Raw genomic sequence first — 25,824 nt, 5'->3', positions numbered from 1 at the left:
TCTTATATACTGCGGTCTAACCACGGGACTTGGAACCGGGATCAGACTTCATGATGACACTTCAAATGATGGCAGATGAGCCCGACGACGTCGATACCGGAGACGGCGACGTCTCGCTTGCAACGAAGACCAAAACAAAGACCCAACGGCCACCGATGTACAAGGTGATGCTGCTCAACGACGACTACACGCCGATGGAGTTCGTCGTGCATGTGTTGGAGCGGTTCTTTGGCATCACCCATTCCGCCGCTGTGGAGATTATGCTGGTGGTTCACAAGAAGGGGCTTGCGGTTGTGGGCGTCTTCTCGCACGAGATTGCCGAAACGAAAGTGGCGCAGGTGATGGATTTCGCCCGCCGCAACCAACACCCCCTGCAATGCACGATGGAGAAGGAGGAGTAATCCTCCTCTGATCTTATGACCCCCGATAGATGGACCCTCGCCCTTGATAGCGGCGAATTAGAGGCGCCTTCCGGTGCCGTTCTGGTGCTGCAAGCGCGCGCCGACAGCGATTTTTCCGCGCTGGGTGAAGTGACCTGCGTGCAAGGCTTCGCGCCGGATTACGACCGGTTGGAGGCCCGTGGCCAAAACGTGATGGTAGAGGCCGAGGGCCAATTCGCCAGCGCCCTTGTGCAGATCACCAAATCCCGTGCCGGCACGTTTTCGGCGATTGCCGAGGCATTGGGACGAATCCCGCCGGGCGGGCTTTTAATGGTCGATGGCCAGAAAGAAGAGGGGATCGAGGCGATTGTAAAACAGCTCAAGCGGGTGTTTGCGGTCGATCACGTATACTCCAAGGCTCACGGCAAGCTGGCCTGGCTGCGCCGCCCCGATGCGATCCCGGCAGAGGTGCTGGATTGGATCGTAACGCCCGAGGTGGGCGAGCACGGCTATATGACTGTCCCCGGAGGCTTCAGCGTGGATGGGCCCGACCGTGGGTCCGAGATCCTTGTAGCGCTACTGCCAGAACTGAAAGGCCGTGTCGCGGATTTTGGGGCCGGTTGGGGGTATCTCGCTGCCGAGGTTCTGGCCGAGCAGGAGGGGATCGAGACACTTGATCTGATCGAAGCCGACCACGCCATGCTGGAAGCGGCGCAGGTCAACGTTGAAGACCCCCGCGCCGATTTCCATTGGGCCGATGTCACCCGCTTCACGCCGGACGCCCCCTACGACGCGATTATCTGCAACCCGCCCTTCCACACGGGCCGCCGCGCAGATCCTGAAATTGGCCGCGCCTTCATTCAGGCAGCCGCCCGCCACCTGACGGCAAGGGGCCGCTTTTTCATGGTAGCCAACCGGCATCTGCCCTATGAAGAGACCCTCAAATCCTGCTTCGGCTCCGGCTCGATGCTGGGAGAGCTAGAGGGCTACAAAATCTACGAGGCGATGAAGCCTCTTGGAAAACCAAAGCGCTAGAACGCATTTCTCACACATCTAGGGATCATCCAGATGAGCCTTTCCATCCAAGGTAAGACCGCCATTGTGACCGGTGCCGCCAACGGCGTTGGGCTTGCGATTGCCCGCCATTTTATTGACCGGGGCGCGAATGTCATGTTCGCCGACCGTGATAAGTCTCGGCTGAAAGACGAATGCGGAGAGACCGAAGGCAGCGATGAAAACATCCGCTACTTCTCCGGCGACCTGCGCGAACGTCTGACGGTCGAAAACCTGATCTCGGCCACGATCGACGCTTATGACCGGATTGATATCTTGGTGAATGCCTCGCGGCAGGTGATGACAACGGACCCGCTGGACCCGACCGACCCCTCGGTCGAGGCGATGCTGGAACAGAACCTGTACCCATCCCTGCGCCTGTCGCAGGCGGTGGCAAAACGGATGATCGCGCAGGCCGAGGCCGATGGCCACGACGACGGGCCGATTGGCTCTATCGTGAACATCTCGTCCATCGCAGCGCGGCGCACCCACCCCGATCTGTTGGGCTATTCCATCGCCACGGCAGCCCTTGATCAGGCCACGCGCAACCTGGCGGTCGCCTTCGCGCCCCATCGTATTCGCGTGAACGGCGTGGCGTTCGGCTCTGTCATGTCCGCGAGCCTGAAGGATTCGTTGAACGAAACTGACGGCCTGCGCAAGGAGATCCGCGAATGCACGCCCTTGGGGCGCATCGCCTCGGCCCGAGAGGTCACGGCGGCGGTGCAGTTCCTGGCCTCGGACGGGGCTGGTTTCATAACCGGAGAGACCATTACAGTCGATGGCGGGCGCACCTTGCTTGATTCGGTGACAAAAGCGGCCCACTAGGCCGTCGCCGTCGCCGTCGCCGTCGCCGTCGCCGTCGCCGTCGCCGTCGCCGCCGCGCTACCCCGCAATCAACGCGCAAATCGTGGCCATGTCGGCTGGCAGGTTCTGCGCCCATCCATGGGCCACGGGCGTGCCTTGCGTGTCGAAAACCTCCTGATATTCCCACCCGCCGCGCAATGGCCCATGGGACAGCGTAAAGGTCTGACCCGCTTCCACCCGACCCAGTACGGTCATGTTGGTGGAAATCCCGGCGTATAGGGTGATGGGCGCCCCAAGATGACCGCTGCACCCATGTTCGCTATCGGCCCCGACGGGCACGGTAAACAGCGCCATCAGGCGGGCGTGGAAAGGGAGGGCACCAAGGGACAGTCGATTCGCTTCTATATCCACCGCGCAACCGGCCCGCGCCTCTGCTTCCTGCGCCAAGCGCACGATTTCTGCGTCCAACGGGTTCAGGCGAATCTCGGTGTCCACGCAATCGGAATTGTCAAAGACGGCCTGCCCGAGGGCGGATCTGAAGCATTGCCCCGCACGATCCATGACGGTGTTTCGGCTAAGCCAAAGCTCTTGGCAAAACAGGGTGTCTTGCGCGGCAACCGGGGCGGCGGCAAGCATCAGCAATAGGTAAGACAGGTGGCGGATCATGGGGGAATCGTAACAGATCGCCTCAGCAGGGCCAGCCCCAACGGGCGTTACCAGCGCTCTACTACCAAGTCTCGGAACCAATAGCGCCGCCCATCGGATGTCATTAAGCGTCGCCCGTGAAATCGCCCGGTAACAATGCCCAGGGCTTCAGTGCTTTCGGCAAAATCCCGGCGCCAGGCCCCAAGGCGCTTGCCGTGCCAGGTGATGGCCTGAAACAGGTCGCCGTCCGGTGTTGTCAGGTAGCAGCCGTTTTCCACGACGCCCCCCTCTTTGGCGCGGCGGCTTTCCGTGGCGATAAACAATTGGCGAAACATTGCTTTGCGGTCTGCACCATCGGGAACAAGAAAGAACCCCGTCTGCCGGTCACTGGCGTACCAAATTCCGGGCAGACGAGGTTCCATCATCGGGGTTAGCTTTCGTCTTCATCCTCGTCGTCTTCGCTGCTGGCGGGCAGGTTGAAGAACGTGTCGGCGTCTGGCGTATGCTCTGGCTGGTCATCCTCGTCGGGGGTGGAGAGGGTGAAGGTTTCCAGCCCGGCAATTGATGCCGGAACGGCGCTATCGACATCCATCCCAAGCGAGGTTTCCGTGGAAACCAGTTTGCGACGTTCATCATCGGTCATTGCAGCGCCTTCGGCCAGCTTCTTGGCGTTGGCCTTTTGTACGGCGGCGTCCAACTCGGACTGTTTGCACAGGCCCAGAGCAACGGGATCAATGGGTTGGATGTTGTTGATGTTCCAATGAGTCCGCTCGCGGATCGCCTGAATGGTCGGCTTCGTGGTACCGACCAACTTGGAGATCTGACCGTCGGTCAGTTCAGGGTGAAACTTCACCAGCCACAGGATCGAGGCCGGACGGTCTTGGCGCTTGGACAGCGGCGTATACCGCGGACCCCGGCGTTTTTCCTCGCCGACGGCGGCAGAGTAGAACTTCAATTGCAGCTTGTGGTGAGGATCGGCAGTAGCCTTGTCGATCTCTTCTTGGGTCAACTGGTTGTTGACGATCGGGTCAAACCCCTTGACGCCCGCCGCAACGTCGCCATCGGCAATGCCTTGAACTTCCAGCTCGTGCAGGCCGCAGAAATCGCCGATTTGCTTGAAGCTCAGCGTGGTGTTGTCGACCAGCCAAACAGCAGTGGCTTTCGTCATGATAGGTTTGTTCATCTCAAGTCCCTCCGGGTGCGCCTGAGCACAGGGAACAAGGCCGGTGGAAGCGGCTGCAAGGCGGGGCCTTACGGTTCCTCGATTTCAGGAAAATCACGAGGTATATAGGCGCAATGAGGCACTGAGGGAAGACCCAAATGAAACGACTGATACTCGCGCTATTGTTTGCCGCAGGCACAGCCCATGCGGACGGGGAGCCCGCCGGCGAATTTGACTACTACGTCATGAGCCTCAGCTGGACGCCCACATGGTGCCTTCTGGAAGGCGACGAACGCGCGTCGCCACAGTGCGACGACGGCCAGGACTTCGGCTTTGCGCTGCACGGGCTGTGGCCACAATATGAGGACGGCTGGCCCGCCTATTGCCCCACGGTGATGCGCGCCCCGTCACGTGGGATGACCGGCGAGATGGCGGATATCATGGGCACATCGGGTCTGGCCTGGCACCAATGGCGCAAACATGGCGTGTGCACAGGATTGGAGGCGCCGGATTACTACGCCCTCTCCCGGCTCGCCTACGAATCCGTGCAGCGCCCCGACATTCTACGGCGCTTGGATACAGAGGTGCGCGTGCCCGCGTCCGTCATCGAAGAAGCCTTCCTGGAGGTGAACCCGCAACTGGACCCGGATATGCTGACCGTAACCTGCCGCGCTAACCGAATCCAGGAAGTGCGCGTGTGCTTTACCCGAGCGCTTGAGCCTCGGGTTTGCGGTGCCGATGTCATTCGCGATTGCCGCTCGCCAGACGCGTTATTCTCACCGATGCGCTAGGCTACAAACCTGATGGGGGGCTGTCTGCCCCCCAGCGCCCAAAAGGGCGCTCCCCCCGACGGATATTTATGAAAAGATGAAGGGGCCCTTAACGCTTGGTTAAGGAGAATCAGAGACAGTCAGGATACGACGTGTGGCTAAAAGCAACCCCGCACGGACGCAAAAGATCTCATTCGGCGGAGAAGCAGGCCAAGTTTGAGCCCCGGTCGCCGAATGAGCCTTGCACCCAACATTGCGCCCCCCCCAATTCACCTTGGCCTTACAACTCACGGCACAACGGATGAAAAATGCGCTGAAGCTTGTGGTGGACACCCACTTTGGCAAGGGGCCGTCTCTCGTCCTCACAAACGTTTACGGGCCCGCAACGCGGCGGAGATTGTGCCGTCGTCGAGGTAATCCAATTCACCGCCGATCGGGACGCCTTGTGCGAGGGACGACAGGTTCACGCTCGCGGCGGCCAGTTCATCGGCGATGTAGTGCGCCGTCGTTTGTCCATCCACGGTTGCGTTAAGGGCCAAGATCACTTCGGTAATCTCCTCATCCGCCATGCGGGCGCGCAGTTTGGGGATGCCGAGGTCTTCGGGCCCCACATCGTCTAGCGCCGAGAGCGTGCCGCCGAGCACATGGTAGCGCCCCTTGAACGCTTGCCCTCGCTCCATCGCCCAGAGGTCCGCCACGTCCTCTACCACGCATAACTCGCCGGTCGCGCGGCCGACATCCAGGCAAATGTCGCACAGATCGCCGGTCCCGATATTGCCGCAGTTCACGCATTCCCGCGCGTTCTCTGCGACCCGAGCCATCGTTTCCGCCAGCGGGCGCATCAATGCGCCGCGTTTCTTGATCAACGTAAGAACCGCACGCCGCGCCGATCGGGGCCCAAGACCCGGAAGTCGGGCCATGATACCGATCAGCTCTTCAATATCTTGGGGCGTCTCTGCCACGTTTTAGAACGGCAGTTTCATGCCAGCGGGAAGACCGAGCTCTTCGGTCATCTTCTGGATTTCTTCGTTGTGTTTGTCTTGCGCCTTGGATTGCGCATCTTTGATCGCGGCGAGGATCAGGTCTTCGACCACTTCTTTCTCGTTCGGGTCAAAAATCGACGGATCAATGTCCAGAGCCGTCAGTTCACCCTTCGCGGTCGCCGTTGCCTTGACCAAGCCCGCGCCGCTTTCGCCTTGCACGGTGATCGAGGAAAGTCCCTCTTGGACCTCCGCCATCTTGCCCTGCATTTCCTGCGCTTGCTTCATCATCTTGGCCATGTCGCCAATGCCGCCCAAACCCTTCAACATCTCATCTTCTCCAATTAATCTCGTTTGTCCTCAAGTATGCCGCGCGGGCATGGGTCACAAGGTGCCTCGCGTTTCACTCGTCCTCGAAGGGGTCCCAATCGCCAGCTTCTTCCGGGATTTCTTCTAGCGCCGTCGCCGCGGCCTCCTGTGCCAAGTCCGCATGGCTGCGAATTTCCGCGATCCGCGCTTGCGGGAACCGCGATAGTACGGCCTGCATCAAGGGATGTTTTGTGACCTCGGCCTCTACCTCTTTCTGGGCGGCCTGTTCCTGTTCCTGGATCGTCGCGCCGCCGCCCGAGGAAGCCACAGTGATGCCCCAGCGCGCGCCCGTGGCTGTCTGAAGCATACGCCCCAGTCGCGGGATCAGATCGCGGGGGGCGGTGTCTGTCACCTCAAGCTCTAAACGGCCGGGGGAATAGGAGACCAGCCGCAGGGCGGTTTTCACTTCGATCAACAGCTTGATGTCACGGGCCGATTCGATCAGCGCCACTACGGAGTCAAAGGTAGGGTAGGCGGCAAGGTCCGGTCCGGACTGCGGCGCAAGGGCCGCTTGCGCCCCACCGCCCCCAACAGGGGCTGCCCCCGTAGACCGGGCCTGTGGCCCGGGGCCTGACACACCGCCGCCAACACCGCCCGAGGGCGGACCTCCGGCGGGGCGGGGCGTTTCCGCCAGTTTCTTCACCAGATCGCCCGGCGTTGGCAGGTCGGCCACATGGGTCAGGCGGATCACCGCCATTTCGGCGGCCATCATGGCGTTGGGGGCCATAGCGACCTCTTCCAACGCTTTCAGGAGCATTTGCCACATCCGCGTCAGCACGCGCATCGGCAATTTCTCGGCCAAGGCCAGCCCGCGTGTGCGTTCGTCGGGGGAGATCGTGGGGTCTTCGGCCGCATCGGGTGTGATCGAGATGACCGACAGCCAATGGGTGATTTCGGCCAGATCGCGCAGTACGGCCACCGGGTCGGCGCCATCGGAATATTGCGCCCCCAATTCGTCCAACGCCTTGGCGGCGTCGCCGGCCATGATCGCTTCGAACAGGTCCATCACCCGGCCCCGATCGGCAAGGCCCAACATCGCGCGCACCTGATCGGCGGTGGTTTCGCCTGCGCCATGGGCAATGGCTTGGTCAAGAAGGCTCATCGCGTCCCGGACCGACCCTTCGGCGGCACGGGTAATCAGGGCAACGGCATCTTCTGCAATCGCGGCGTTTTCCAGACCCGCGATGCGTTGCAGGTGGGCAATCATCACTTCAGGCTCGATCCGGCGCAGATCGAAGCGTTGACACCGCGACAGCACCGTCACCGGAACCTTGCGGATCTCGGTCGTGGCAAACAGGAATTTGACGTGGGCAGGCGGCTCTTCCAATGTCTTGAGCAGCGCGTTGAAAGCACTCGTCGACAGCATGTGAACTTCGTCGATGATGAAGATCTTGTAGCGGGCCTGCGCGGCGCGGTAGCTGACCGTTTCGATGATCGCATCGCGGATGTTCTGGACCCCGGTGTTCGACGCCGCGTCCATCTCCATCACGTCCACGTGGCGGCCCTCGGTGATCGCCACGCAGTTCTGGCACACGCCGCAAGGGTCCGTCGTGGGGCCGCCTTCGCCGTCTTCGCCAATACAGTTGAGGCCCTTGGCGATAATCCTTGCGGTGGTGGTCTTACCCGTTCCGCGAATACCCGTCAGCATGAAGGCTTGTGCGATGCGGTCGGCCTCGAACGCGTTCTTCAGCGTGCGGACCATGGCCTCTTGCCCGATCAGATCGGCAAAGGTCGCGGGGCGGTATTTCCGCGCGAGGACTTGGTAGCCTTTATCGGGGGTCTCGGTCATATCGCCTCACGCTAGTGTGTGGCGGTAAACTACGGTCCCGCCCGCGCGGCGTCCACCGGATTAGAGCAACCAAAGGATGACACCGGTGAAGATCGCGCCGATGGACAAGATCGTGGCGGTGATTGTCATTGAAGCGTTCGACTTTGGCTCCGCAGCATGGTCGTTCATCCGCGTTTGCGTGGCACAAGACTGCTGACGTGCCGTGAAAAAAATGTAGCACGCCAAGACGATGAAAATGCTCGCGGTCGCTTTGGCGGCCCAAACCGGCTCAAAATCCCCGAACACGGCCTTCATCCCAAGTGCGAGCGCGACTGACGCCATGCCCGTGCGCATCCATCCAGCGAAAGTGCGCTCGTTTGCCATGATTGTGCGATCCTCGGCCCAATCAGTGCGCTCCATCGCCAGTTCAGTTGCGGTTTCTTCTTTGTCGTCCGTCATAGCCAAGAGTTTAGGCCAGCCTGCCGCAATGTCGAGCGGTCAACGACATTGCTTGAGGCGCGGGCGGCATTCGGGCTAGGATTGCACCGCTGCTCGGGGCAGCCTCCAGATCCGCGGAAAGCCGTCGTCGGCCCCCTCAAGACATTCATGACAGACACGCTTTCGGTGTCTCTCGGCCCATGCAGCGGATCGTTGGGCGTTTGTTGAGGGAACCGACTATGAAAACACTCGATCAATTGCGCCGAGATGCGACGGCTCTGAAAAAGGCCTTTGGGGCGCAGGCGGCTGAGGCCGTGCAGCGCGTGATCTCCCACCGGCCTCGCCCGGAAGGAGAGCCGCTGAAGCACGCCGATTTTCTGCATGTGATTGCCCGCGAGCAGGGTTTTGCCACTTGGCCACATCTGAAGGCCGCTGTGGAAACCGAAGGTTTGGACCGGGCGCAGCGGCAACAGCGGTTGGTGGTGGCCTTGAAGAACGGGCAAGATCATGTGACGGAGCAATTGCTGTCGGCTGATCCGACCTTGCCGCAGGATCATTTTGCCCTGAGTGTTCTGCTCTACGACAGGGCGGCCATGGCAAAAATGATCGCCACTGATCCAGCCTTGGCGACCCGCCCCGCGCCGCAACTGCCGCCCCTGACAGTTTTGGCGCAGTCCCGCGCCATTCATCTGTTTCCGGACCGTGAAGCCGACATGCTGGCCATTGCTGACCTGTTGTTGTCCCATGGGGCGGACCCCGATTATGGCGCGCCTCAACAGGGCGATCACGCCTTATCGACCCTCTATTTCGCTCTTGGATACGGCAACAACATGGCCCTGTCTGAATGGCTTTTGGATCATGGCGCGGACCCCAATGACGGAGAGTCCCTTTACCATGCCACAGAGTTGGGTCACCACGGCGGCTTGCGTCTATTGCTGGCCCATGGGGCGGACCCAAAGGGGACGAACGCGCTTTTGAGGGCGATGGATTTCCACGATGTGGAGGCCGTGCAGATGCTGATGGACGCCGGCGCACGGGCCGATGATTTCAATGCCGACGAGGTCGGTGGAGAGGTGCATTGGACCGTCCCCGCCTTGCACCAAGCCGCCCGCCGGATGTCTCCGCCGGACATGGTGGCGTTGTTGTTGCGAAACGGCGCTGATCCCACGCGAGTCTATGAAGGCGTCACGCCCTATGCCTACGCACGTATCTTCGGGAACAGCGCGCTGGCGCAGCAGCTAGAGGACGCGGGCCACGCAACGCCCCTGACCGAGGTAGAGGCGCTTTTGGCGCAGGTGGCCGATGGGGCCGTGCCGGAACGGCGCTACATTGATCCGTCGAAATTGCCTGCAGCGGCCCGCAATATCATCCGCGAGATCCTGCATCTGCCCGGCAAGCTGCCGCATCTGCAACGGCTCGCCGCAGTGGGCGTGGAATATGACCGCCCCGATAGTGCGGGCGTAACCCCGGTACAGGCGGCGGGTTGGGTTGGCTTGCCCGATGTGATGCAGGCGCTGTTGCGCCTGAAACCAGACCTTGGGCATTTGAACAACTACGGCGGCAACCTGTTCTCGACCATCCTGCACGGCGCCGAGAATAACCCGGACCAGACCCGCAGCGACTACATTGCCTGCCTGCAACTGGCGCTGGATGAATGCGTGGCGCTGCCCCGCCGCGCCATTGACCAAGTGGGAGATCCAGAGATCGCGGCGTTTCTACGCAATTGGGCCGCCGACAAGCCGGGGCAGGTGGTGGAGACCGGCCCGAGGTGACGCGGTGCCTTGTGGCGACGGGCGACAGGGCTTGCCCCCCGCAGCAACAAGGGTATCAACAGTGTTGCAACCAAACGCGCGAGGCATCCCATGGACAACACCTATGAGCACCGCATTGCCCGCGCGATGGCAGAACTTGAAGCTTCCTCCATCACCAGCCTCAACTACGCGCCACCAATGTTTCGCATGGCGCGGCGCCTGGGCCTCAAGCCGCGCCCGCCCCACTACATGAGCTTTCTGCGGGCGGTTCTGGTTCTGGGGCCGATGTTCGGTGTGATCTGGGGCGCGATTATGTGGTTCGTGCAGTGGCAGCACGCCGATTTACCCGTCGTCGTCGCGGTGATTTCGGCGCTGATGGCGGGGGTGATATTTGGGTTGTTGATGGCCGGATACTACCGATGGGCCGGGTCGCAGGCGGGCCTGTCGAAGTGGGAAGACCTGTAGAAAAGGCCCTCCCACCCGCTAATTGACGTGACGCGGCTACTTCTTGCCGCGCTTGTGCTTCGACGCGGCAATCACCGTTTTGGTCATTTTCTTGAAGTCTTTCTCTCTCGCGCGGCGTTCATGGGCGGCCTCTTGGTTGATCTCGTCCTCTCGGACCAGCTTCAAGAAACGCTTTACCCGGTCGGCGTCCAGCTTCCCTTCAGCCACGGCCGCTTGCACCGCGCAGCCCGGCTCTGCCACGTGAGAGCAATCGCGGAATTTACATTGGTCCGTCAGCTCTTCGATATCGGCGAAGACCGCACCGATGCCGTCGGCGGCGTCGTTCAGACGCAAAGCCCGCATACCCGGCGTGTCGATCAGCCAGCCGCCAAAGATCGTCGGGGCCAAGCCGCGTGACGTGGTGGTGTGGCGGCCCTTGGCGTCATCCTCTCGGATATCCGCTGTGGCGTCGTCAGCGCCCGTCAACGCATTGGCCAGGGTGGTCTTGCCGACCCCGGATGAGCCGACCAGCGCGAAGGTTTGCCCGTCTTGGGCCCATGGCTTCAACACCTCTGCCGCGTTGTCGGCCTTGGCGTTCATGGCGATAGCCGAGGCCAACGGCGAAAGCGCCTCGGCCCTGCGCTCAAACTCTCGCGGATCGTCGGCCATGTCGGATTTGGTCAGGATGATCAGCGGCAAGCATCCGGCAGAAGCCGCCATGGCCAGATAACGTTCCAGCCGCGCTATGTTGAAATCCGCGTTGCAAGACGTGACGATGCCAAGCGTATCGACATTGGCCGCGATCAATTGTGTCTCTAACCCCGATCCGGCAGCACGGCGGGTCAGAAGGGTGTCCCGCTCCAAGCGGCGCAGCACGATGCCCTGTTCAGCATCGGCCAGAACCCAATCGCCGGTCACGTAATCGCCGGTGCTTTCCTCGCCCTGGGTCACAAGCCGCAAGGGGCCTTGGGCGCTGAATGCAGTGATGCGGGTGCGCGAAACCTTGTTGACTCGGGCAGGCACAGCGCCGGCATCCTCGTCGTTCAGCTGCGCGATACGCCGACCGGTCCAGCCAAGGTCAGCAAGTGTAGGAAGTGTCATTGTAGGAGTTTCCCGAATGGTCATGACGAATGGCGCGGCATCAAGCTGCGCGGTCAATTCTTCGGGCGTGGTCTGATTTCAGACACAGGCCCGGAGAGAGAATGCAATCGGCATAAAACCTCCGGTTGAAACGCCGCCATGCTCGCCATCGGCGGGCGCGGCCTTGGCACGTTGCACCGCAACGCGCTGAAATTTGGTGAGAGGCTGAACAACGACCCAAGCGGGAATCGTTACGGCTGCTTCCTTCCGGATCTGACCGAGTTGGCGAAGTGCTTGCCCGCGCCAACCCCTCGATTGGGTAGATAGGGGCTACGGGCGAAAATCGCAAGACGCAGTTGCGGGAACCCAATAAGCTGAGATGCGTTGACATCAAGATCGCACGAGGAGAGCCGCCCATGCGCCTGCGCAACAGAAGATCCAGCCGCAACGTAATCGACCAACGCCGCCGACGCGGCGGTGGCGGCCCGCGTCTGTCGGGGCGCGCGAGCGGAGGCAGCATCGTGGGCGTTTTGGCCGTCGTTGCGCTGGGCTATTTCTTTGGCGTGGACCTGACGCCACTGCTGGATCAGCAGGGCGCGCCGATGCAACAACAACCCCAATCCCGAGAACTGACTGCAGCCGAAGACGAGGCCGGGCTTTTCGCCAGCCAAGTCCTTGCCACAACCGAGGATATCTGGGCAGACATCTACCCCCAAGCCTTTGGTGAGCAGTACGATCCCCCGTCGCTGGTCTTGTTTTCCGGCGCGACTCAATCGGGGTGCGGTGGGGCGCAGGCTTCCACCGGGCCGTTCTACTGTCCGGCGGATCAACGCGCCTACCTCGATACCGCGTTCTTCGCCTACATGGCACGGGAACTGGGCGCAGGAGGAGACTTCGCAGCGGCCTACGTTATTGCCCATGAGGTGGCCCACCACATCCAACAGGAACTGGGCATATTGGCAGAGGCCAACCGCATCCGTGCGGCGTCTTCCCAGACCCGATCAAATGAGATTTCGGTGATGATCGAACTGCAAGCCGATTGCTTTTCCGGGGTATGGGCCTCTCGGCTGGAGGGTGTCTTAGAGCCGGGTGATCTGGATGAAGCCCTCAACGCAGCCGAGCGGATTGGCGACGATTACCTGCAAGCCCGCGCAGGGCGCGCTGTTAATCCCCATACCTTCACCCACGGCACCTCAGCGCAGCGTCAGCGGTGGTTCACGATCGGGTATGACTCTGGCGATCCGAACGCTTGCGATACGTTTGCGGCAGGGCAACTTTAGGGCCAGCCTGGCCGTTCTCGATTGAAACGCGCATCATGGACAGTGGGAACTGGCCGAGGAATTCATCGAGCTGTTTAGCACGTCTGCCAGCCCGATAGTTCTCTCGGGGGGGCTTGGTGGGACGCGGATGCCGGTAATTGGTTCACCTTCCCCCCTGGCCCGATTCAGGAACCCGGTGTCCCCGCGATGATTGATGTTAGGGGCGCAATCTGGGGGCGTTTGCTGAAAGCGGCGCAGCGACCCGGTAATTTGCGGCGCCGCCCTTGCGCAGGTGGGGACGACAGGCGTACCCAAGGCCCATGCCAGAAACTCAAACCATGCCGCAACGCCCGCTTCGCGGAATTGCCCTGAAGATCGCCTCGGTCTGCGTGTTCGTTGCCATGGCGTCGCTAATCAAATCCTCTGCCAATACGGTGCCGCCGGGCCAAGCGGTGTTCTTCCGTTCGCTCTTTGCCATTCCGGTGATTTTGGCTTGGCTGATGATGAAGCACGACCTTGCCCATGGCTTGGAGACAAAGAACCCCATGGGCCATGTTTGGCGCGGTCTGGTGGGGACGTCGGCCATGGGCCTTGGCTTTGCGGGCCTTGGCCTTCTGCCGCTGCCCGAGGTCACGGCCATTGGCTACGCCGCCCCCATCCTGGTGGTGATCTTCGCGGCGATGTTCCTGGGCGAGGAAGTGCGCATGTTCCGCCTGTCGATGGTGGCTGTGGGTCTTGGCGGTGTCTTGATTGTCCTGTCGCCTCGCTTGGCCGTAAACCCGGAGAACGTCGATACCGGCCAAGCCCTTGGCGCGGTTCTGGTTTTGATGGGCGCGGTCTGTGCGGCGCTGGCGCAGGTCTTTGTGCGCAAGCTGGTGCAGACCGAACGCACTGCGGCGATCGTTTTCTGGTTCTCGATCACGGCGACGGTCTTGTCGCTGCTGACACTGCCGTGGGGGTGGGTGTGGCCCACGCCCGGCCAATACGTCACGCTTATTCTGGCGGGACTAGCGGGCGGTGTGGGGCAGATTTTGCTGACGTCGTCTTACCGCAACGCCGATGCTTCCTTGATTGCGCCGTTTGAATACACGTCCATGCTTCTGGCAATCATCGTGGGCTACTCGGTGTTCGGAGAAGTGCCATCCCTTACCATGCTGTGCGGCGCGGCCCTGATCGTGTTCGCAGGCATCGCGATCATCCTGCGCGAGCGGTCGCTTGGCATCAAGCGGGGCGCACGCCGCGCAGGCACGCCACAGCCCTAAGCGCGGGCGCGGCGGTAATCGTCTTCGGCCAAATTGCCTTGACGAGCCAGCAACCCTTGCAGTCGCTGCATCACTCGCCCCCGGGCCAGCTTGAGCGTTTGCAGCGCCAAGCGCGCCGACAGCGTGCTGGCCGACAGGTCCAGTGTGACTTGCACGCGGGTCATGTCATCGCGCAATTCCAGAAAGGTCATTTCATAGACCGCTTCCATGCCGCCGACGGTGGTGGTGATTTCGCACCGCTCCGGTCCGTTCAACGCGCTGATTTCGGATGTGACGGGTCGCACACGCCCCCGGATTTTTGCCGAACCACGCCAGCCTTTGCCTTGGCTGGCCGTCGTCCAATTACCCACCCGCGACAGGTCCGCGCCGCGTCCGGTTGCCTCGGCCTCGATCCCCGAAAAGTCGGTGAACCGTGACCACGTGATATCCGCTGGCGCGTCTACGTCTTCAGACACCTTGAATTTCATGCCCGTTCCATTTGTTCTTGCTTGCCTCTGATCTGCCCGTCCCTGACCCATTGCGTCAAGCCCGACTACCGGCAAACCCTTCCCATGAGGTTAATCGAGCGTGTCTGCCAGCCAATGATGCAACAGAAAATGCGCAATCGCGCCTTTCCGGGCGGGCAACATGGTGGGGTCGTTCCCGGCAAAGACCTCGAGCATCTGGGACCGGCTGACCCATTTGGCATCCTCGATCTCATCCGGGTCAATCTCGATCTCGGTGCTAAGCGCTTCGCCTTTGCACCCGAACATCAGCGATGCGGGGAAGGGCCAGGGCTGGCTGGCAAGGTAGTCTACGCGGCCCACGTAGACGCCGGATTCTTCAAAAACCTCACGGCGCACGGCGGCCTCGATGGTTTCGCCCGGCTCCACGAAACCGGCCAGAAGGGAATACATCCCCTCGGGCCATCCCGGAGAGCGTCCAACAAGAACACTGTCGCCGTGGGTAATCAACATGATCACCACCGGATCGGTGCGCGGAAAATGCTTGCCGTCGCATCTGGTGCAATCGCGTTGCCAACCAGCTTGCGTCATCGCGCTTTTCGCGCCGCATTTGGCGCAAAACTGATGGGTGGAATGCCACATCATGGTTGCGCGTGCGGTGGCTGCAACCTCGGCCTCGCGGCGGGTGAGGTGGGTCAGCAAGGCCCGCAGCTCCCGGAACCCTGCGCCGGAAAGGCGCTCGGCCGGGTGAATTTGCACGGTGGGATCAAGGAACGTATTAACCGCTGCCTCATCCACTGTCTTCGGCTCCCAAACCGATATATCGAGCGCGAAAACCGGCGTTTCCCCATCTTCGTGCAGGCCGATCAGAATTGGCACTTCATTGGCTTTCGATAAGACCGGGTCGGCCATGGTGCGATAGGCGAGCTTGATGTCGCCATCCTCGGGCTTGCCCTCCACCAGAACCTTGCCCCGCCAAACCGGCAAGACCGGTGATCCCGCCTGCAAGGCTGCCCGCAATCGGTCGGGATCCAACCGCAGAGCCGCCGCGCGGTCCATGCCGGAAGTCCCAAAAGTGACGTCTTCGCTCAGGCGCATCGTTAACCCTTTCGTAACCATTGCCCAAAGGTGTGCCGCCGTGGCAACATATTGCGCAATCCCCTGACATTCGGGGTACAGGCGCTGTGTAGTCCTTCGAAAACCGCGGTCAACAGGCCAAGTTCTGACCAAACACGAGGTAAGGGCGAAAATGACCTTCCCAGAACAAATTGCAACCGCGCAGGGGACAGCGGCGGGCAAATCGGTGCACCTTCGGGTGCTCGCTACCACTGATTTACATGCACATTTGCTCCCGTTTGATTACTTTACCGACCGCCGCGATAGTTCCGTCGGCTTGGCCCAGTTAGGAGAGTTGATCAACGCGGCGCGAGCCGCTGCGAAAAACGTGCTGCTCCTCGACAATGGCGATACCCTGCAAGGCGCGCCTCTGGCCGATGCCGCCGTGGCCGAGATCGTCCCCGCCGGGCGCTTGCATCCGATGATCGTCGCCATGAACGCCCTTGGCTATGACGCGGCCACCCTTGGAAACCACGATTTCGACTTTGGCTTACCGCATCTTTCTGCGTCGCTTGAAGGGGCAGCGTTCCCTATCGTTTCCGCCAACGTTCATTGCACCGCAGGCTACGGCTTTGTGCCGCCGCGCTGCATTCTGGCCCGCGAGGTCACCGATAGTGTGGGCGAGGTTCACACGCTGCGGATCGGCATCACCGGCGGTGTGCCATCTCAGGTGGCACAGTGGAACAAGCCGCATTTGCAGGACTGTATGGCGGTGGGCGATATGCTCGACGCGCTGCGCGGCGAAGTGGCTGCGCTGCGCGCGGAGGATGTTGATATCGTGCTGGCGCTGGCCCACTCCGGCTATGGCCATCTCGACGCTGCGGCAGGCGCGGAAAATGTGGCGCTGCAAGTGGCGCAGATTGCCGGGGTTGATGGCGTCGTGGCGGGTCATACCCATAAGGTGCGGGCTGACGCCACTGACCTTGCATCAGAGGGCACCTACGCCCCTATCGTTCAACCGGGGGCCTACGGCTCTCATCTGGGGTGCATTGATCTGGTGTTGGACCGGGCAGAGGGCCACGGGCCGTGGCGGGTGCGTCAGTCGAGGGCGGCAAACTTTTCGTCCAAGCAAAAGCGGGCTTTGGGAGTGGAGACACGCGGCCGGATTTTCGCGGACAATCCAGAGCTGCGCCAGCAGATTGCGGTAGAGCATCAGGCAACCCGCGCCTATGTGGCGCGGTTTCTAGGGGCCAGTGAAGTGCCGTTGGAAACCTTCTTCTCGGTCATCGCGCCCTGTGCCGCGACGCAAGTTATCGCGGATGCGCAATGGGATATGGCGAAACCCCTGATCGCCACAGACCCGATTTTGGCGCAGCTACCGGTGTTGTCGGCGGTCGCGCCGTTCAAGGCAGGCGGGCGGTCCGGCCCACGTAATTTCACCGATGTGCCTGCGGGCCCCTTGCGGTTGCGCCATGCCGCCGATCTTTATGCCTACCCTAACATACTAAGCGTGTTGCGCCTGACAGGGCAGGAGGTGGTGGAATGGTTGGAACGTTCGGCCTCGCTGTTCCGGCAGATTTTTCCCGGCAAACCCGGTCTCCAGCCACTGATCGACCACGACTTTGCGCCCTATAACTTTGATCGGCTTGCCGGGCTGCGATATCAGATCGACGTGTCACGCCCGGCGCGGACAAATGCCGATGGGGACGCGGTTTTCGACACCGCCGGCCGCATTCGTAACCTCTGCCTGGCTGACGGCACGCCATTGGGCCCGCGCGATGAGGTGTTGGTGATCACAAATTCCTACCGCGCGGCAGGCGGCGGACATATGCATGCCGCCGAAATGGCGGAAGAGGTGATTTCGGCACGGCTGTCGATAAGAGATGCCGTGGCCAGTTACATCAGCAAAAGCGCAGGACCGTTGAACCCGGTGGTAGAGCCGACGTTCAGCTTCACCCCCATCGTGGGCGCTCAGGTGGTGTTTGAGACCGGACCGGGCGCCTTGGCCCATGGCGCGCGCTGTGCCGAATTGGGCCTGACCCCCTTGGGGTTGGCCGAAAACGGGTTCCAACAATTCGCCATGACGCTGCCCTAAGCGGGGTCGCCCCCGAACCGGCGGCGCAAGGTCGCGTCAGTCGCGAGAGGTATCGACCGGATAGGTGCCAAGGATCTTCAGCTTGTCAGTGAAGTACCCCAGTTCTTCCATCGCCAGTTGCACGTTGGCGTCGTCGGGGTGGCCTTCGATATCCGAATAGAACTGAGTCGCGGTGAAAGACCCGTCAACCATGTACGATTCGAGCTTCGTCATGTTCACACCATTTGTCGCAAATCCACCCATCGCTTTGTAAAGCGCGGCGGGGATGTTGCGGACACGGAACACGAATGTGGTCATCATCCGCTCTGCCCGGCGCGTCATGTCGGCCTCGGGGGCCATGACCAGGAATCGGGTGGTGTTGCGGTCATGATCTTCAATATGGCGGGCCAGAACTTCGAGGTCGTAGATGTCGCCAGCCAACTCGGATGCCAAAGCCGCTTTGGTTTTGTCTCCCCACGCGGCCACGTCCCGTGCGGCACGGGCATTGTCGCTGCTGACCCGCCCCTTGATGCCATGTTCGGTCAGGAACTTTCCGCATTGAGGCAATAAAACAAGGTGGCTGTGGGCTTCTGTGACGTCTTCCAGCGTCGCTCCGGGCACCCCAAGGACGTTGATGTGCACGCGCACGAATGCCTCGTCCACGATGTGCAGACCTGATTCTGGCAGCAGGCGGTGAATGTCCGCCACCCGCCCGTAGGTCGAATTTTCCACCGGCACCATGGCTTGCTGTGCCGCGCCTGATCGGACCGCCTCGATAACGTCCTCGAAGCTGGCGCAGGGCAATGCTTCAAGGTCTGGGCGGGCATCAAAGCAGGCTTGATGCGAGTAGGCTCCGGGTTCTCCCTGGAAGGCGATGCGGTCTGTCATTGTCAATTCCAAAGCAAAAAGGTCGTTTGGTCGCGCTCCCTACACCTTGCCATAGGCAGACGGAACACAATAGATACGCCCAACAAGCGACATTCCCGTGGAGCCGACATGTTCGACACGATGACGATCACTAAAGCCGGCGGCGCACTCTGCGTTGCTCTTCTGGTACTTCTTCTGGGCCGTTGGGCCGCTGAGGAGCTTTATAACGTAGACCACCATAGCGAAGACCACGTCAGCGGGTATCGCGTGGCAGTGCCTGAAGATGGCGCGGCTGAGGTCGTTGAAGAAGTGGCCGTCCCGTTTGAAGAGGTTTACGCCGCTGCCGATGCAGGCGCGGGTGAGCGTTTGTGGCGCCAGTGTTCGGCCTGCCACGCCCTGGACGCGGGCCGTAACGGTGTTGGCCCCTACCTTGCCGGTATCGTGGATCGCCCCGTCGCGACCGCCGATGGCTTCAGCTATTCCGATGCCCTCGCCACCTTGGGCGGCGAATGGACCCCTGAGAACCTGTCGGAATTCATCGCCAACCCCCGTGGTTACGCCCCCGGCACCGCGATGAGCTATGGTGGCATGGGCGACATCGAAGATCGCGCCAACCTGATTGCCTACCTCGCAACACAATAAGAATTCGGTCTTTCCGATCCGCAGCGCCGCCCCTTGGGGCGGCGTTTTGCGTTTGTGCCTGGGGAATCGGCAAAAATGCAGGCGATCACCGCCCGATCACGAAATCTCAACTTGAACCTGGGGGGGGCTGGTCACTAACGTCACATGACCCATAATAATGGGAGTGCCGGTAAGAACAAAGCTGGCCAATGAACAAGACGCCCAAAGGGAGGTGCAGATGCAGAACCATGACGCCCCGAAAGCCGCCGCCAAAGCGCGTGAGGATGCGCGCACCCCTTGGCAGGCATTGGCCTTGCCCCTTGCTGGCGCGACGTTGATCCTTGGACTCTTTGCGATCAGCGCGAACGCGCAGGAGATCGGCGAAGATGGGTTGATCCATGCGTCTGGCATCTCGACCTTCGGGGAACCAGGCTATGGCCCCGATGCGCCGCATCTGAACTACGTGAACCCTGACGCCCCCCGTGGCGGCGAAATGTCGTTCTCCTGGTCGTCGGGCTCCTTCGATTCGATGCATCCCTACAGCCGGATTGGGCGGCCTGCGGTATTGTCCTCGATCTTCTTTGAGCCGATGCTTGAAGGCACCGCCGATGAAATCGGCTCGGCCTATTGTCTGCTCTGCTCGGAATTCGCCTACCCCGAAGATCGGTCCTACGTGATCTTCACCCTGCGCGATGAGGTGGCGTTTTCGGACGGCACCCCCATGACCGCCCACGATGTCTTGTTCTCTTACGAAATCCTGCGCGATGAAGGCCTGCCCTCGTTCCAAGCCAATATCCCCAATACAATCGAGAGCGCCGAAGTCATCGACGACCGCTCCATCCGCTACACCTTCAACCCCGATGCGCCCCTGCGCGACCGCATTCAGACAGCGGGCGGCTTGCCGGTGTTCAGCCAAGCCAGCCACGAGGCCAGTGGCCGCGATTTTGAAGAAAGCCGCCTGGAGCCGCTGATTGGTTCTGCCGCATATGTTTTGGGCGAAGTGGACCCCGGCCGCCGCACGGTCTTTGTGCGTAACGACGACTACTGGGGCGACGACCTGTGGCTGAACCAAGGGCGCAACAATTTCGACTCGATCCGTATCGAATACTACGGCGACAGCCTTGCCGCGTTCGAAGGTTTTACAGCGGGCAATTACACGTTCCGCCAGGAAAGCAGCAGCCAGGCCTGGGCCAACAACTATGACTTCCCGGCGCTGGAAAACGGCACCGTGTTGCAGGCCGAACTGCCCGATGGCACCATTGCTTCGGGGCAGTCGTTCATGATCAACCTGCGCCGCCCCCAGTTCCAAGATGTTCGCGTGCGCAGCGCCATTGCCCATATGTTCAACTTCGAATGGTCGAACGAGACGCTGTTCTACGGCCTGTATTCCCCGGTCGTCAGCTTCTGGGAAAACACGTGGATGGAGGCCGAAGGCCTGCCGTCTGCGGCTGAATTGGAACTGCTGGAACCTCTGCGAGACCAGTTGCCGGAAACGGTCTTCACTCAAGAAGCCTATGCCGTTCCCCCCTCTAACCCGGACCGGGCCTTGGATCGTCGCCAGTCGCGCCGCGCTACGGCCTTGCTGGAAGAGGCCGGCTGGACCCCCGGCGATGACGGGCTGTTGCGCAATGCGGAAGGCGACACGCTGGATGTGGAGTTCCTGAACTCTTCCCCGCTGTTTGACCGGATCATCAACCCCTACGTGGAAAACTTGCGCGCCATTGGGGTGAATGCCTCGCTCAACCGGGTGGACAACGCCCAGTTACAGCAACGCCAGCGCGACGGTGATTTCGACATGATTACCGACCATTTCGCCATGGGTTACGAGCCCGGCGCCAGCCTGCGGCAATACTTCGGCTCCATCGGGGCAGACGAGAGCCTTTTCAACGTGCCGGGTCTGGCCGATGAAGGCATCGACGCACTGATCGAGGTTGTGGTGAACGCCGAGACCCGTGACGAGCTGGACGTGGCTGTCACAGCGTTGGACCGGGTGCTGCGTGACCGTGTGATCCGCGTGGGCCAATGGTACAACGCAAGCCATTGGGTCGCCTACTACGACATGTACCGTTACCCAGAAGAGCTTCCGCCCTACTCGCTTGGCTTCCTCGATTTCTGGTGGATTGACGCCGAAGCTGAACAGGCCCTGCGCGACCAAGGGGCGTTCTAAGCCACTATGGGATCTTACATCCTCAGACGATTGTTGCTGGTCATCCCGACCCTTCTCGGGGTGATGTTGGTCAACTTCATCCTCATCCAATTCGTCCCCGGCGGCCCGATTGACCAAGTCCTCGCGCAGCTAGAGGGCGAGGGGGACGTCTTTGCCGGTATTTCGGGCGGAGGCTCGGAAGCCATTGGCGACAATGAATTCGAAAGCCAAGGCGCGCGGGGGTTGCCGCCGCAGTACCTAGATAGCCTGCGGGTGGAATTTCGCTTTGCCCGCATTGTCTGCGAAGACGGCTTCACCGGAGAGCCGGACCTTGATGAGGAAGCCTGCGTTGCCGAAGACATCCCGGTGGCGGAGCAATTCGTGATGATGATGTGGGATTATCTTCGTTTCGATTTCGGCGAAAGCTACTTCCGGTCCATTGGCGTGCTGGAGCTGGTGCAGGAAAAACTGCCCGTTTCGATCTCTTTGGGGCTGTGGTCCACGCTGATCGCCTATGCTGTGTCGATCCCCTTGGGCATCCGCAAGGCGGTGCGCGATGGCACAACCTTCGATAGCGTCACATCTGGCATCATCATTGTGGCCTATGCGATCCCCGGGTTCCTCTTTGCGATCATGTTGCTGATCGTCTTTGCGGGGGGGCGCTACCTGCAATGGTTCCCCCTGCGGGGGCTCACCTCGGACGGGTTCGAGGATATGAACTTCATCCAGCAGATTGGCGACTATTTCTGGCACATTGCCCTGCCGGTTCTGGCCTCCACCATTTCCGCGTTTGCGACCCTGACGCTCCTGACGAAGAACTCGTTTCTGGATGAGATCAAGAAGCAATATGTGATGACGGCGAAGGCCAAGGGCCTGCCGGAACGACGCGTGCTTTATGGCCACGTTTTCCGCAACGCCATGCTGATCGTGATCGCAGGTTTCCCGGCGGTATTTGTCGGCGTATTCTTCGGCGGGTCGATCATTATCGAGACGATTTTCTCGCTCGATGGTTTGGGCCGCTTGGGGTTTGAGGCCGCCGTCAGTCGCGACTATTCGGTGATGTTCGGGACGCTCTATGTCTTTGGGCTGATCGGGTTGGGTGTCGGGATTATCTCGGACCTGATGTACGTCTGGATCGACCCGCGCATCGACTTTGAAAAGCGGGAGGGGTAGCGCGATGGCACGCCGATCCCACACCTCCGCCCCCGAGTTGCGTCAAGGCGGCTGGATTTCGCCACTGTCCCGACGCCGCTGGCGCAACTTCAAGGCGAACCGCCGTGCCTTCTGGTCGCTGTGGATCTTCGCGGTTCTCTACGGGCTTAGCCTGTTTGCCCCGTTTCTGGCCAACGACCGCCCCTTGATGGTGAGCTATCAGGGGCAATCCTACTATCCGATGTTCAACTTTTACCCTGAAACCGCCTTTGGTGGCGATTTCAGGACCGAGGCCGTCTATCGCGATATCGAAGTGCAATGCCTGATTATTTCCGGCGGCCTGCAAGACTGTTGGGACGACCCCGAAGGCGTCATCTCCACGGTCGAGGCCACGGGCGAATATGAAGGGGCCACGATCCAACGCGGCTCGATCACATGGGCGTTGGTGCCCCATAACTACACGTCGATTGTGGACCGTCCGGGCGTGGCCCCCGCGCCTCCCAACGTCATCAACGGCTACTATACCTCGCTTGTTGATCCCGACGCTGATCCGGTCTTCCGGCTGCCTGCCGGGGCCGACCGGGATGATTGGTCCTACAGCTTTGGCTTCTTGCCCGAGTCATTGGCAGGAACCAACATTTTAGGCACCGATGATACCTCTCGGGATTTGGCCGCAAGGGCGATCTATGGCTTCCGTCTATCGGTCAGCTTTGCGCTGATCGTGACATTTCTGGCCTCGGCCATCGGGATATTTGCCGGCGCTGTACAGGGCTTTTTCGGCGGCTGGTTGGACCTGTTGGTACAGCGCCTGATCGAGATTTGGGGCGCAACGCCAAGCCTTTATGTGATCATCATCATGGCCACGATCTTTCCGATGAGTTTCTGGCTATTGGTGGGGCTGATGGTGGCATTCGGTTGGATGGGTCTTGTGGGTGTGGTGCGGGCCGAGTTCCTGCGGGCGCGCAACTTCGAATATGTCCGCGCCGCCCGGGCCCTTGGGGTGGGCAGTGGCAAGATCATGTATCGGCACGTTCTGCCCAACGCGATGGTCGCCACGCTCACCTTCTTGCCCTTCATCGTGACGGGCACCATCGGCAGCCTTGCCTCACTGGATTTCCTGGGCTTCGGCCTTCCGTCGTCCGAGCCGTCCTTGGGCGAGATGACCCTGCAAGCGAAGAACAACCTGCAAGCCCCCTGGCTTGGCTTCACCGCATTCTTCACCTTCGCCATCATGCTGTCGCTTCTGGTGTTCGTGTTCGAGGGCGTGCGCGACGGGTTCGATCCTAGAAAGACGTTCCAATGACCTCTTTTTTCGCAGGCATATCCCGATGACACGCGTGTTGGACGTGAAAGACCTGACGGTGGATTTCGCCCAGGATGGACGCACGGTCCATGCCGTGCGCGGTGTGTCGTTCCATGTGGACAAGGGCGAAACCGTGGCCTTGGTCGGCGAAAGTGGTTCCGGTAAATCGGTGACGGCGCTGTCGTCGGTGGACCTTCTGCCCTCATCGGCCAGTCTGGACGGCTCGATCACCTACAATGGTGAACAGATGGTGGGCGCGTCGGAAGCCAAGCTGCGGCAAGTGCGCGGCAACGACATCAGCTTCATTTTCCAGGAGCCGATGACATCGCTCAACCCGTTGCACACGATTGAACGGCAAATGGCCGAAAGCCTCGTGCTGCACGGAGGCTACACCTATCCCAACGGGTGGCGCCGGATGGCGCGCAACCTGGCCAACGCCAGCCTGGGGCGGGGGCTGATGGTGCTTTGGGGACTTCTGGCGCTGGCGGCGTTCTATTACTTCGCCATTGTCCGCTTTGGCGAGCCGATCTCTTTCGCGTCGCAGTCCTTGAATTCGGGCACCAATGCCTTGGTGCTTCTGCTTGCCGCGGCTGTGGGGGCGGTGGCGCAGGGCTTCATCTGGGCGGCAATCATCGGCGTGCCTCTGTTGTTGCTTCAGGCGCTCTGTCGTGGCTTGGGGATGCGCAATCCGCTGCCGTCGGGATTGCATCAGCGCATTGTCGACCTGCTGAACAAAGTGGGCATCCATGACCCGGAGTCTCGGCTCGGGGCCTATCCGCACCAACTATCGGGCGGACAACGGCAGCGCGTCATGATCGCCATGGCATTGGCCAACGGGCCAGAGCTGTTGATCGCCGATGAACCGACCACGGCGCTGGACGTGACCATTCAGGCGCAAATCCTTGACCTGCTGGCAGACCTGAAGCGCCGCGAAAGCATGAGCCTTCTGTTCATTACCCACGACCTTGCCATCGTGCGCCGCATCGCCGACCGCGTGTGCGTCATGCAAGGCGGAGAGATCGTGGAGCAGGGTCGCACCGTCGATATCTTCGAGAACCCGCAACACCCCTACACCCGCAAGCTTCTGGGGGCGGAGCCGACCGGCGCGCCCGATCCCGTGCCGACGGGCGCGAGAGAGTTGTTGACGACGGACAAGCTGCGTATCTGGTTCCCGATCCAGCGCGGCCTTCTGCGGCGCACCGTGGGCCACGTGAAGGCGGTAAACGAGGCGACAATCTCCATCCGTGAAGGGGAAACCCTTGGCGTCGTGGGGGAAAGCGGTTCGGGCAAGACAACCCTGGCGCTGGCGATCATGCGCCTGATCGGGTCCGAGGGCTCGATCAAGTTTGAAGGGCGGGAACTGCAAGGCCTTGAGAAGGCCGAGTTGCGGGCGATCCGCAAAGACATTCAGATCGTGTTCCAAGACCCGTTCGGGTCCCTCAGCCCCCGGATGACGGTAGGGCAGATCGTGGCCGAAGGGCTAACCGTGCAAGGCAAAAGCCGGGGCCACACGCGGCGCGTCGGTGAGGTGCTGGAAGAAGTTGGTCTGGATGCCGACATGATGCACCGCTACCCGCACGAGTTTTCCGGCGGACAGCGGCAGCGCATTGCCATTGCCCGCGCCATGATCCTGCGCCCCAAATTGGTGGTTCTGGACGAGCCGACAAGTGCGCTCGACATGACTGTTCAGGTGCAGATCGTGGACCTGCTGCGCCGCCTTCAGCGCGAACACAAGCTGGCCTATCTGTTCATCTCTCACGACCTGAAAGTGGTGCGGGCGCTGTCCCATAAGGTGATGGTGATGAAGCAGGGCGATGTGGTGGAAGCCGGCGACGCCGAGCAGCTGTTTGCAGCCCCCCGCACCGCCTATACACGTCAGCTGATGAAGGCCGCTTTCGGGGATAAAAACCCGCTTTGATCCCGCCGTCGCGCGTCACTATGGCAGACCCCAAGCTGTTTCGCCGCAGTTGAGCGTCCCAAGCCTTCTTGGTAAGCGT

Annotated in this window: 25 protein-coding genes and 1 other RNA gene; 14 read left to right on the top strand and 12 right to left on the bottom strand. The window is 61.1% G+C overall.

Annotated features, from left to right (window positions below; genetic code table 11):
* Positions 1–65: 65 nt before the first annotated feature.
* The 3 genes from clpS to AADW23_RS01850 are packed head-to-tail and all read left to right on the top strand — an operon-like array spanning position 66 to position 2,258.
* A complete protein-coding gene (clpS, locus tag AADW23_RS01860; protein ID WP_341864258.1) occupies positions 66–401 on the top strand; it encodes an ATP-dependent Clp protease adapter ClpS in 336 nt (111 codons plus the stop codon).
* A gap of 15 nt (positions 402–416) precedes the next feature.
* Positions 417–1,415 carry a class I SAM-dependent methyltransferase gene (locus AADW23_RS01855; protein ID WP_341862832.1) on the top strand — a complete coding sequence of 333 codons (999 nt, stop codon included), beginning with the start codon at positions 417–419 and terminating at the stop codon, positions 1,413–1,415.
* Between the two features lie 33 nt (positions 1,416–1,448).
* On the top strand, positions 1,449–2,258 hold the full coding sequence (locus tag AADW23_RS01850) for an SDR family oxidoreductase (protein WP_341862831.1): 810 nt from the start codon (positions 1,449–1,451) through the stop codon (positions 2,256–2,258).
* A gap of 57 nt (positions 2,259–2,315) precedes the next feature.
* Here the strand turns inward: AADW23_RS01850 and AADW23_RS01845 are convergent, their stop codons facing one another.
* The 3 genes from AADW23_RS01845 to AADW23_RS01835 are packed head-to-tail and all read right to left on the bottom strand — an operon-like array spanning position 2,316 to position 4,065.
* Complete coding sequence (locus AADW23_RS01845) at positions 2,316–2,903, bottom strand: DUF4453 domain-containing protein (protein ID WP_341862830.1); 588 nt, start codon at positions 2,901–2,903, stop codon at positions 2,316–2,318.
* A gap of 47 nt (positions 2,904–2,950) precedes the next feature.
* Positions 2,951–3,307: a hypothetical protein gene (locus AADW23_RS01840; RefSeq protein WP_341862829.1), complete on the bottom strand. Its 357-nt coding sequence runs from the start codon at positions 3,305–3,307 to the stop codon at positions 2,951–2,953.
* A gap of 5 nt (positions 3,308–3,312) precedes the next feature.
* Positions 3,313–4,065 carry a cell cycle transcriptional regulator TrcR gene (locus tag AADW23_RS01835; protein ID WP_341862828.1) on the bottom strand — a complete coding sequence of 251 codons (753 nt, stop codon included), beginning with the start codon at positions 4,063–4,065 and terminating at the stop codon, positions 3,313–3,315.
* Positions 4,066–4,202: 137 nt separating this feature from the next.
* Between AADW23_RS01835 and AADW23_RS01830 the strand changes: the two genes are divergently transcribed.
* Positions 4,203–4,835, top strand: a complete 633-nt coding sequence (locus AADW23_RS01830; protein ID WP_341862827.1) for a ribonuclease T2 — start codon at positions 4,203–4,205, stop codon at positions 4,833–4,835.
* Positions 4,836–5,176: 341 nt separating this feature from the next.
* Here the strand turns inward: AADW23_RS01830 and recR are convergent, their stop codons facing one another.
* The 4 genes from recR to AADW23_RS01810 form a co-directional block, all read right to left on the bottom strand.
* A complete protein-coding gene (recR, locus tag AADW23_RS01825; protein ID WP_341862826.1) occupies positions 5,177–5,776 on the bottom strand; it encodes a recombination mediator RecR in 600 nt (199 codons plus the stop codon).
* A 3-nt stretch (positions 5,777–5,779) separates the two neighbouring features.
* Entirely contained in the window at positions 5,780–6,124 is a 345-nt protein-coding gene (locus AADW23_RS01820) for a YbaB/EbfC family nucleoid-associated protein (RefSeq protein WP_341862825.1), read from the bottom strand.
* A gap of 73 nt (positions 6,125–6,197) precedes the next feature.
* Complete coding sequence (locus AADW23_RS01815; RefSeq protein WP_341862824.1) at positions 6,198–7,952, bottom strand: DNA polymerase III subunit gamma/tau; 1,755 nt, start codon at positions 7,950–7,952, stop codon at positions 6,198–6,200.
* Positions 7,953–8,012: 60 nt separating this feature from the next.
* Positions 8,013–8,390, bottom strand: coding sequence for a DUF202 domain-containing protein (locus AADW23_RS01810; protein WP_341862823.1), 378 nt, complete (start codon positions 8,388–8,390; stop codon positions 8,013–8,015).
* 218 nt (positions 8,391–8,608) lie between these two features.
* On the opposite strand from AADW23_RS01810, the gene AADW23_RS01805 reads away from it, so the two are divergent.
* Complete coding sequence (locus tag AADW23_RS01805) at positions 8,609–10,141, top strand: ankyrin repeat domain-containing protein (RefSeq protein WP_341862822.1); 1,533 nt, start codon at positions 8,609–8,611, stop codon at positions 10,139–10,141.
* 90 nt (positions 10,142–10,231) lie between these two features.
* Positions 10,232–10,585: a DUF6404 family protein gene (locus AADW23_RS01800; RefSeq protein ID WP_341862821.1), complete on the top strand. Its 354-nt coding sequence runs from the start codon at positions 10,232–10,234 to the stop codon at positions 10,583–10,585.
* Positions 10,586–10,621: 36 nt separating this feature from the next.
* Here the strand turns inward: AADW23_RS01800 and rsgA are convergent, their stop codons facing one another.
* Complete coding sequence (rsgA, locus tag AADW23_RS01795) at positions 10,622–11,665, bottom strand: ribosome small subunit-dependent GTPase A (protein ID WP_341862820.1); 1,044 nt, start codon at positions 11,663–11,665, stop codon at positions 10,622–10,624.
* Positions 11,666–11,859: 194 nt separating this feature from the next.
* Positions 11,860–11,958: signal recognition particle sRNA small type (ffs, locus tag AADW23_RS01790), an RNA gene on the bottom strand.
* 102 nt (positions 11,959–12,060) lie between these two features.
* Here ffs and AADW23_RS01785 point away from each other — a divergent pair.
* Positions 12,061–12,924, top strand: coding sequence for a neutral zinc metallopeptidase (locus AADW23_RS01785; RefSeq protein ID WP_341862819.1), 864 nt, complete (start codon positions 12,061–12,063; stop codon positions 12,922–12,924).
* Between the two features lie 299 nt (positions 12,925–13,223).
* Positions 13,224–14,165: a DMT family transporter gene (locus AADW23_RS01780; protein WP_341862818.1), complete on the top strand. Its 942-nt coding sequence runs from the start codon at positions 13,224–13,226 to the stop codon at positions 14,163–14,165.
* On the opposite strand, the gene AADW23_RS01775 is transcribed toward AADW23_RS01780, so the two are convergent.
* The gene (locus tag AADW23_RS01775) at positions 14,162–14,632 is read right to left on the bottom strand and encodes an SRPBCC family protein (protein ID WP_341862817.1); all 471 of its coding nucleotides are present in this window, start codon (positions 14,630–14,632) and stop codon (positions 14,162–14,164) included. The genes AADW23_RS01780 and AADW23_RS01775 overlap by 4 nt on opposite strands.
* 90 nt (positions 14,633–14,722) lie before the next feature.
* A complete protein-coding gene (gene nudC, locus AADW23_RS01770) occupies positions 14,723–15,706 on the bottom strand; it encodes an NAD(+) diphosphatase (RefSeq protein WP_341862816.1) in 984 nt (327 codons plus the stop codon).
* A 151-nt stretch (positions 15,707–15,857) separates the two neighbouring features.
* On the opposite strand from nudC, the gene AADW23_RS01765 reads away from it, so the two are divergent.
* Complete coding sequence (locus AADW23_RS01765) at positions 15,858–17,759, top strand: bifunctional 2',3'-cyclic-nucleotide 2'-phosphodiesterase/3'-nucleotidase (protein WP_341862815.1); 1,902 nt, start codon at positions 15,858–15,860, stop codon at positions 17,757–17,759.
* A 36-nt stretch (positions 17,760–17,795) separates the two neighbouring features.
* Here AADW23_RS01765 and AADW23_RS01760 read toward each other — a convergent pair whose 3' ends face one another.
* Positions 17,796–18,626, bottom strand: coding sequence for a prephenate dehydratase (locus AADW23_RS01760; protein ID WP_341862814.1), 831 nt, complete (start codon positions 18,624–18,626; stop codon positions 17,796–17,798).
* Between the two features lie 108 nt (positions 18,627–18,734).
* Here AADW23_RS01760 and AADW23_RS01755 point away from each other — a divergent pair, with 108 nt between their 5' ends.
* The 5 genes from AADW23_RS01755 (at position 18,735) to AADW23_RS01735 (ending at position 25,745) form a co-directional block, all read left to right on the top strand.
* Positions 18,735–19,247: a cytochrome c family protein gene (locus tag AADW23_RS01755; protein ID WP_341862813.1), complete on the top strand. Its 513-nt coding sequence runs from the start codon at positions 18,735–18,737 to the stop codon at positions 19,245–19,247.
* A gap of 217 nt (positions 19,248–19,464) precedes the next feature.
* Positions 19,465–21,393, top strand: coding sequence for an extracellular solute-binding protein (locus tag AADW23_RS01750; protein ID WP_341862812.1), 1,929 nt, complete (start codon positions 19,465–19,467; stop codon positions 21,391–21,393).
* Between the two features lie 6 nt (positions 21,394–21,399).
* Positions 21,400–22,545: a microcin C ABC transporter permease YejB gene (gene yejB, locus AADW23_RS01745; RefSeq protein ID WP_341862811.1), complete on the top strand. Its 1,146-nt coding sequence runs from the start codon at positions 21,400–21,402 to the stop codon at positions 22,543–22,545.
* Positions 22,546–22,549: 4 nt separating this feature from the next.
* Positions 22,550–23,827, top strand: coding sequence for an ABC transporter permease (locus AADW23_RS01740; RefSeq protein ID WP_341862810.1), 1,278 nt, complete (start codon positions 22,550–22,552; stop codon positions 23,825–23,827).
* Positions 23,828–23,852: 25 nt separating this feature from the next.
* Positions 23,853–25,745, top strand: a complete 1,893-nt coding sequence (locus tag AADW23_RS01735) for an ABC transporter ATP-binding protein (protein WP_341862809.1) — start codon at positions 23,853–23,855, stop codon at positions 25,743–25,745.
* Positions 25,746–25,824: the final 79 nt, after the last annotated feature.

It is taken from the genome of Gymnodinialimonas sp. 57CJ19 (assembly GCF_038396845.1).
GTDB lineage: Bacteria > Pseudomonadota > Alphaproteobacteria > Rhodobacterales > Rhodobacteraceae > Gymnodinialimonas.
The sequence above is the reverse complement of the archived record's forward strand: the minus strand, read 5'-3'. Positions and strand labels throughout refer to the sequence as shown.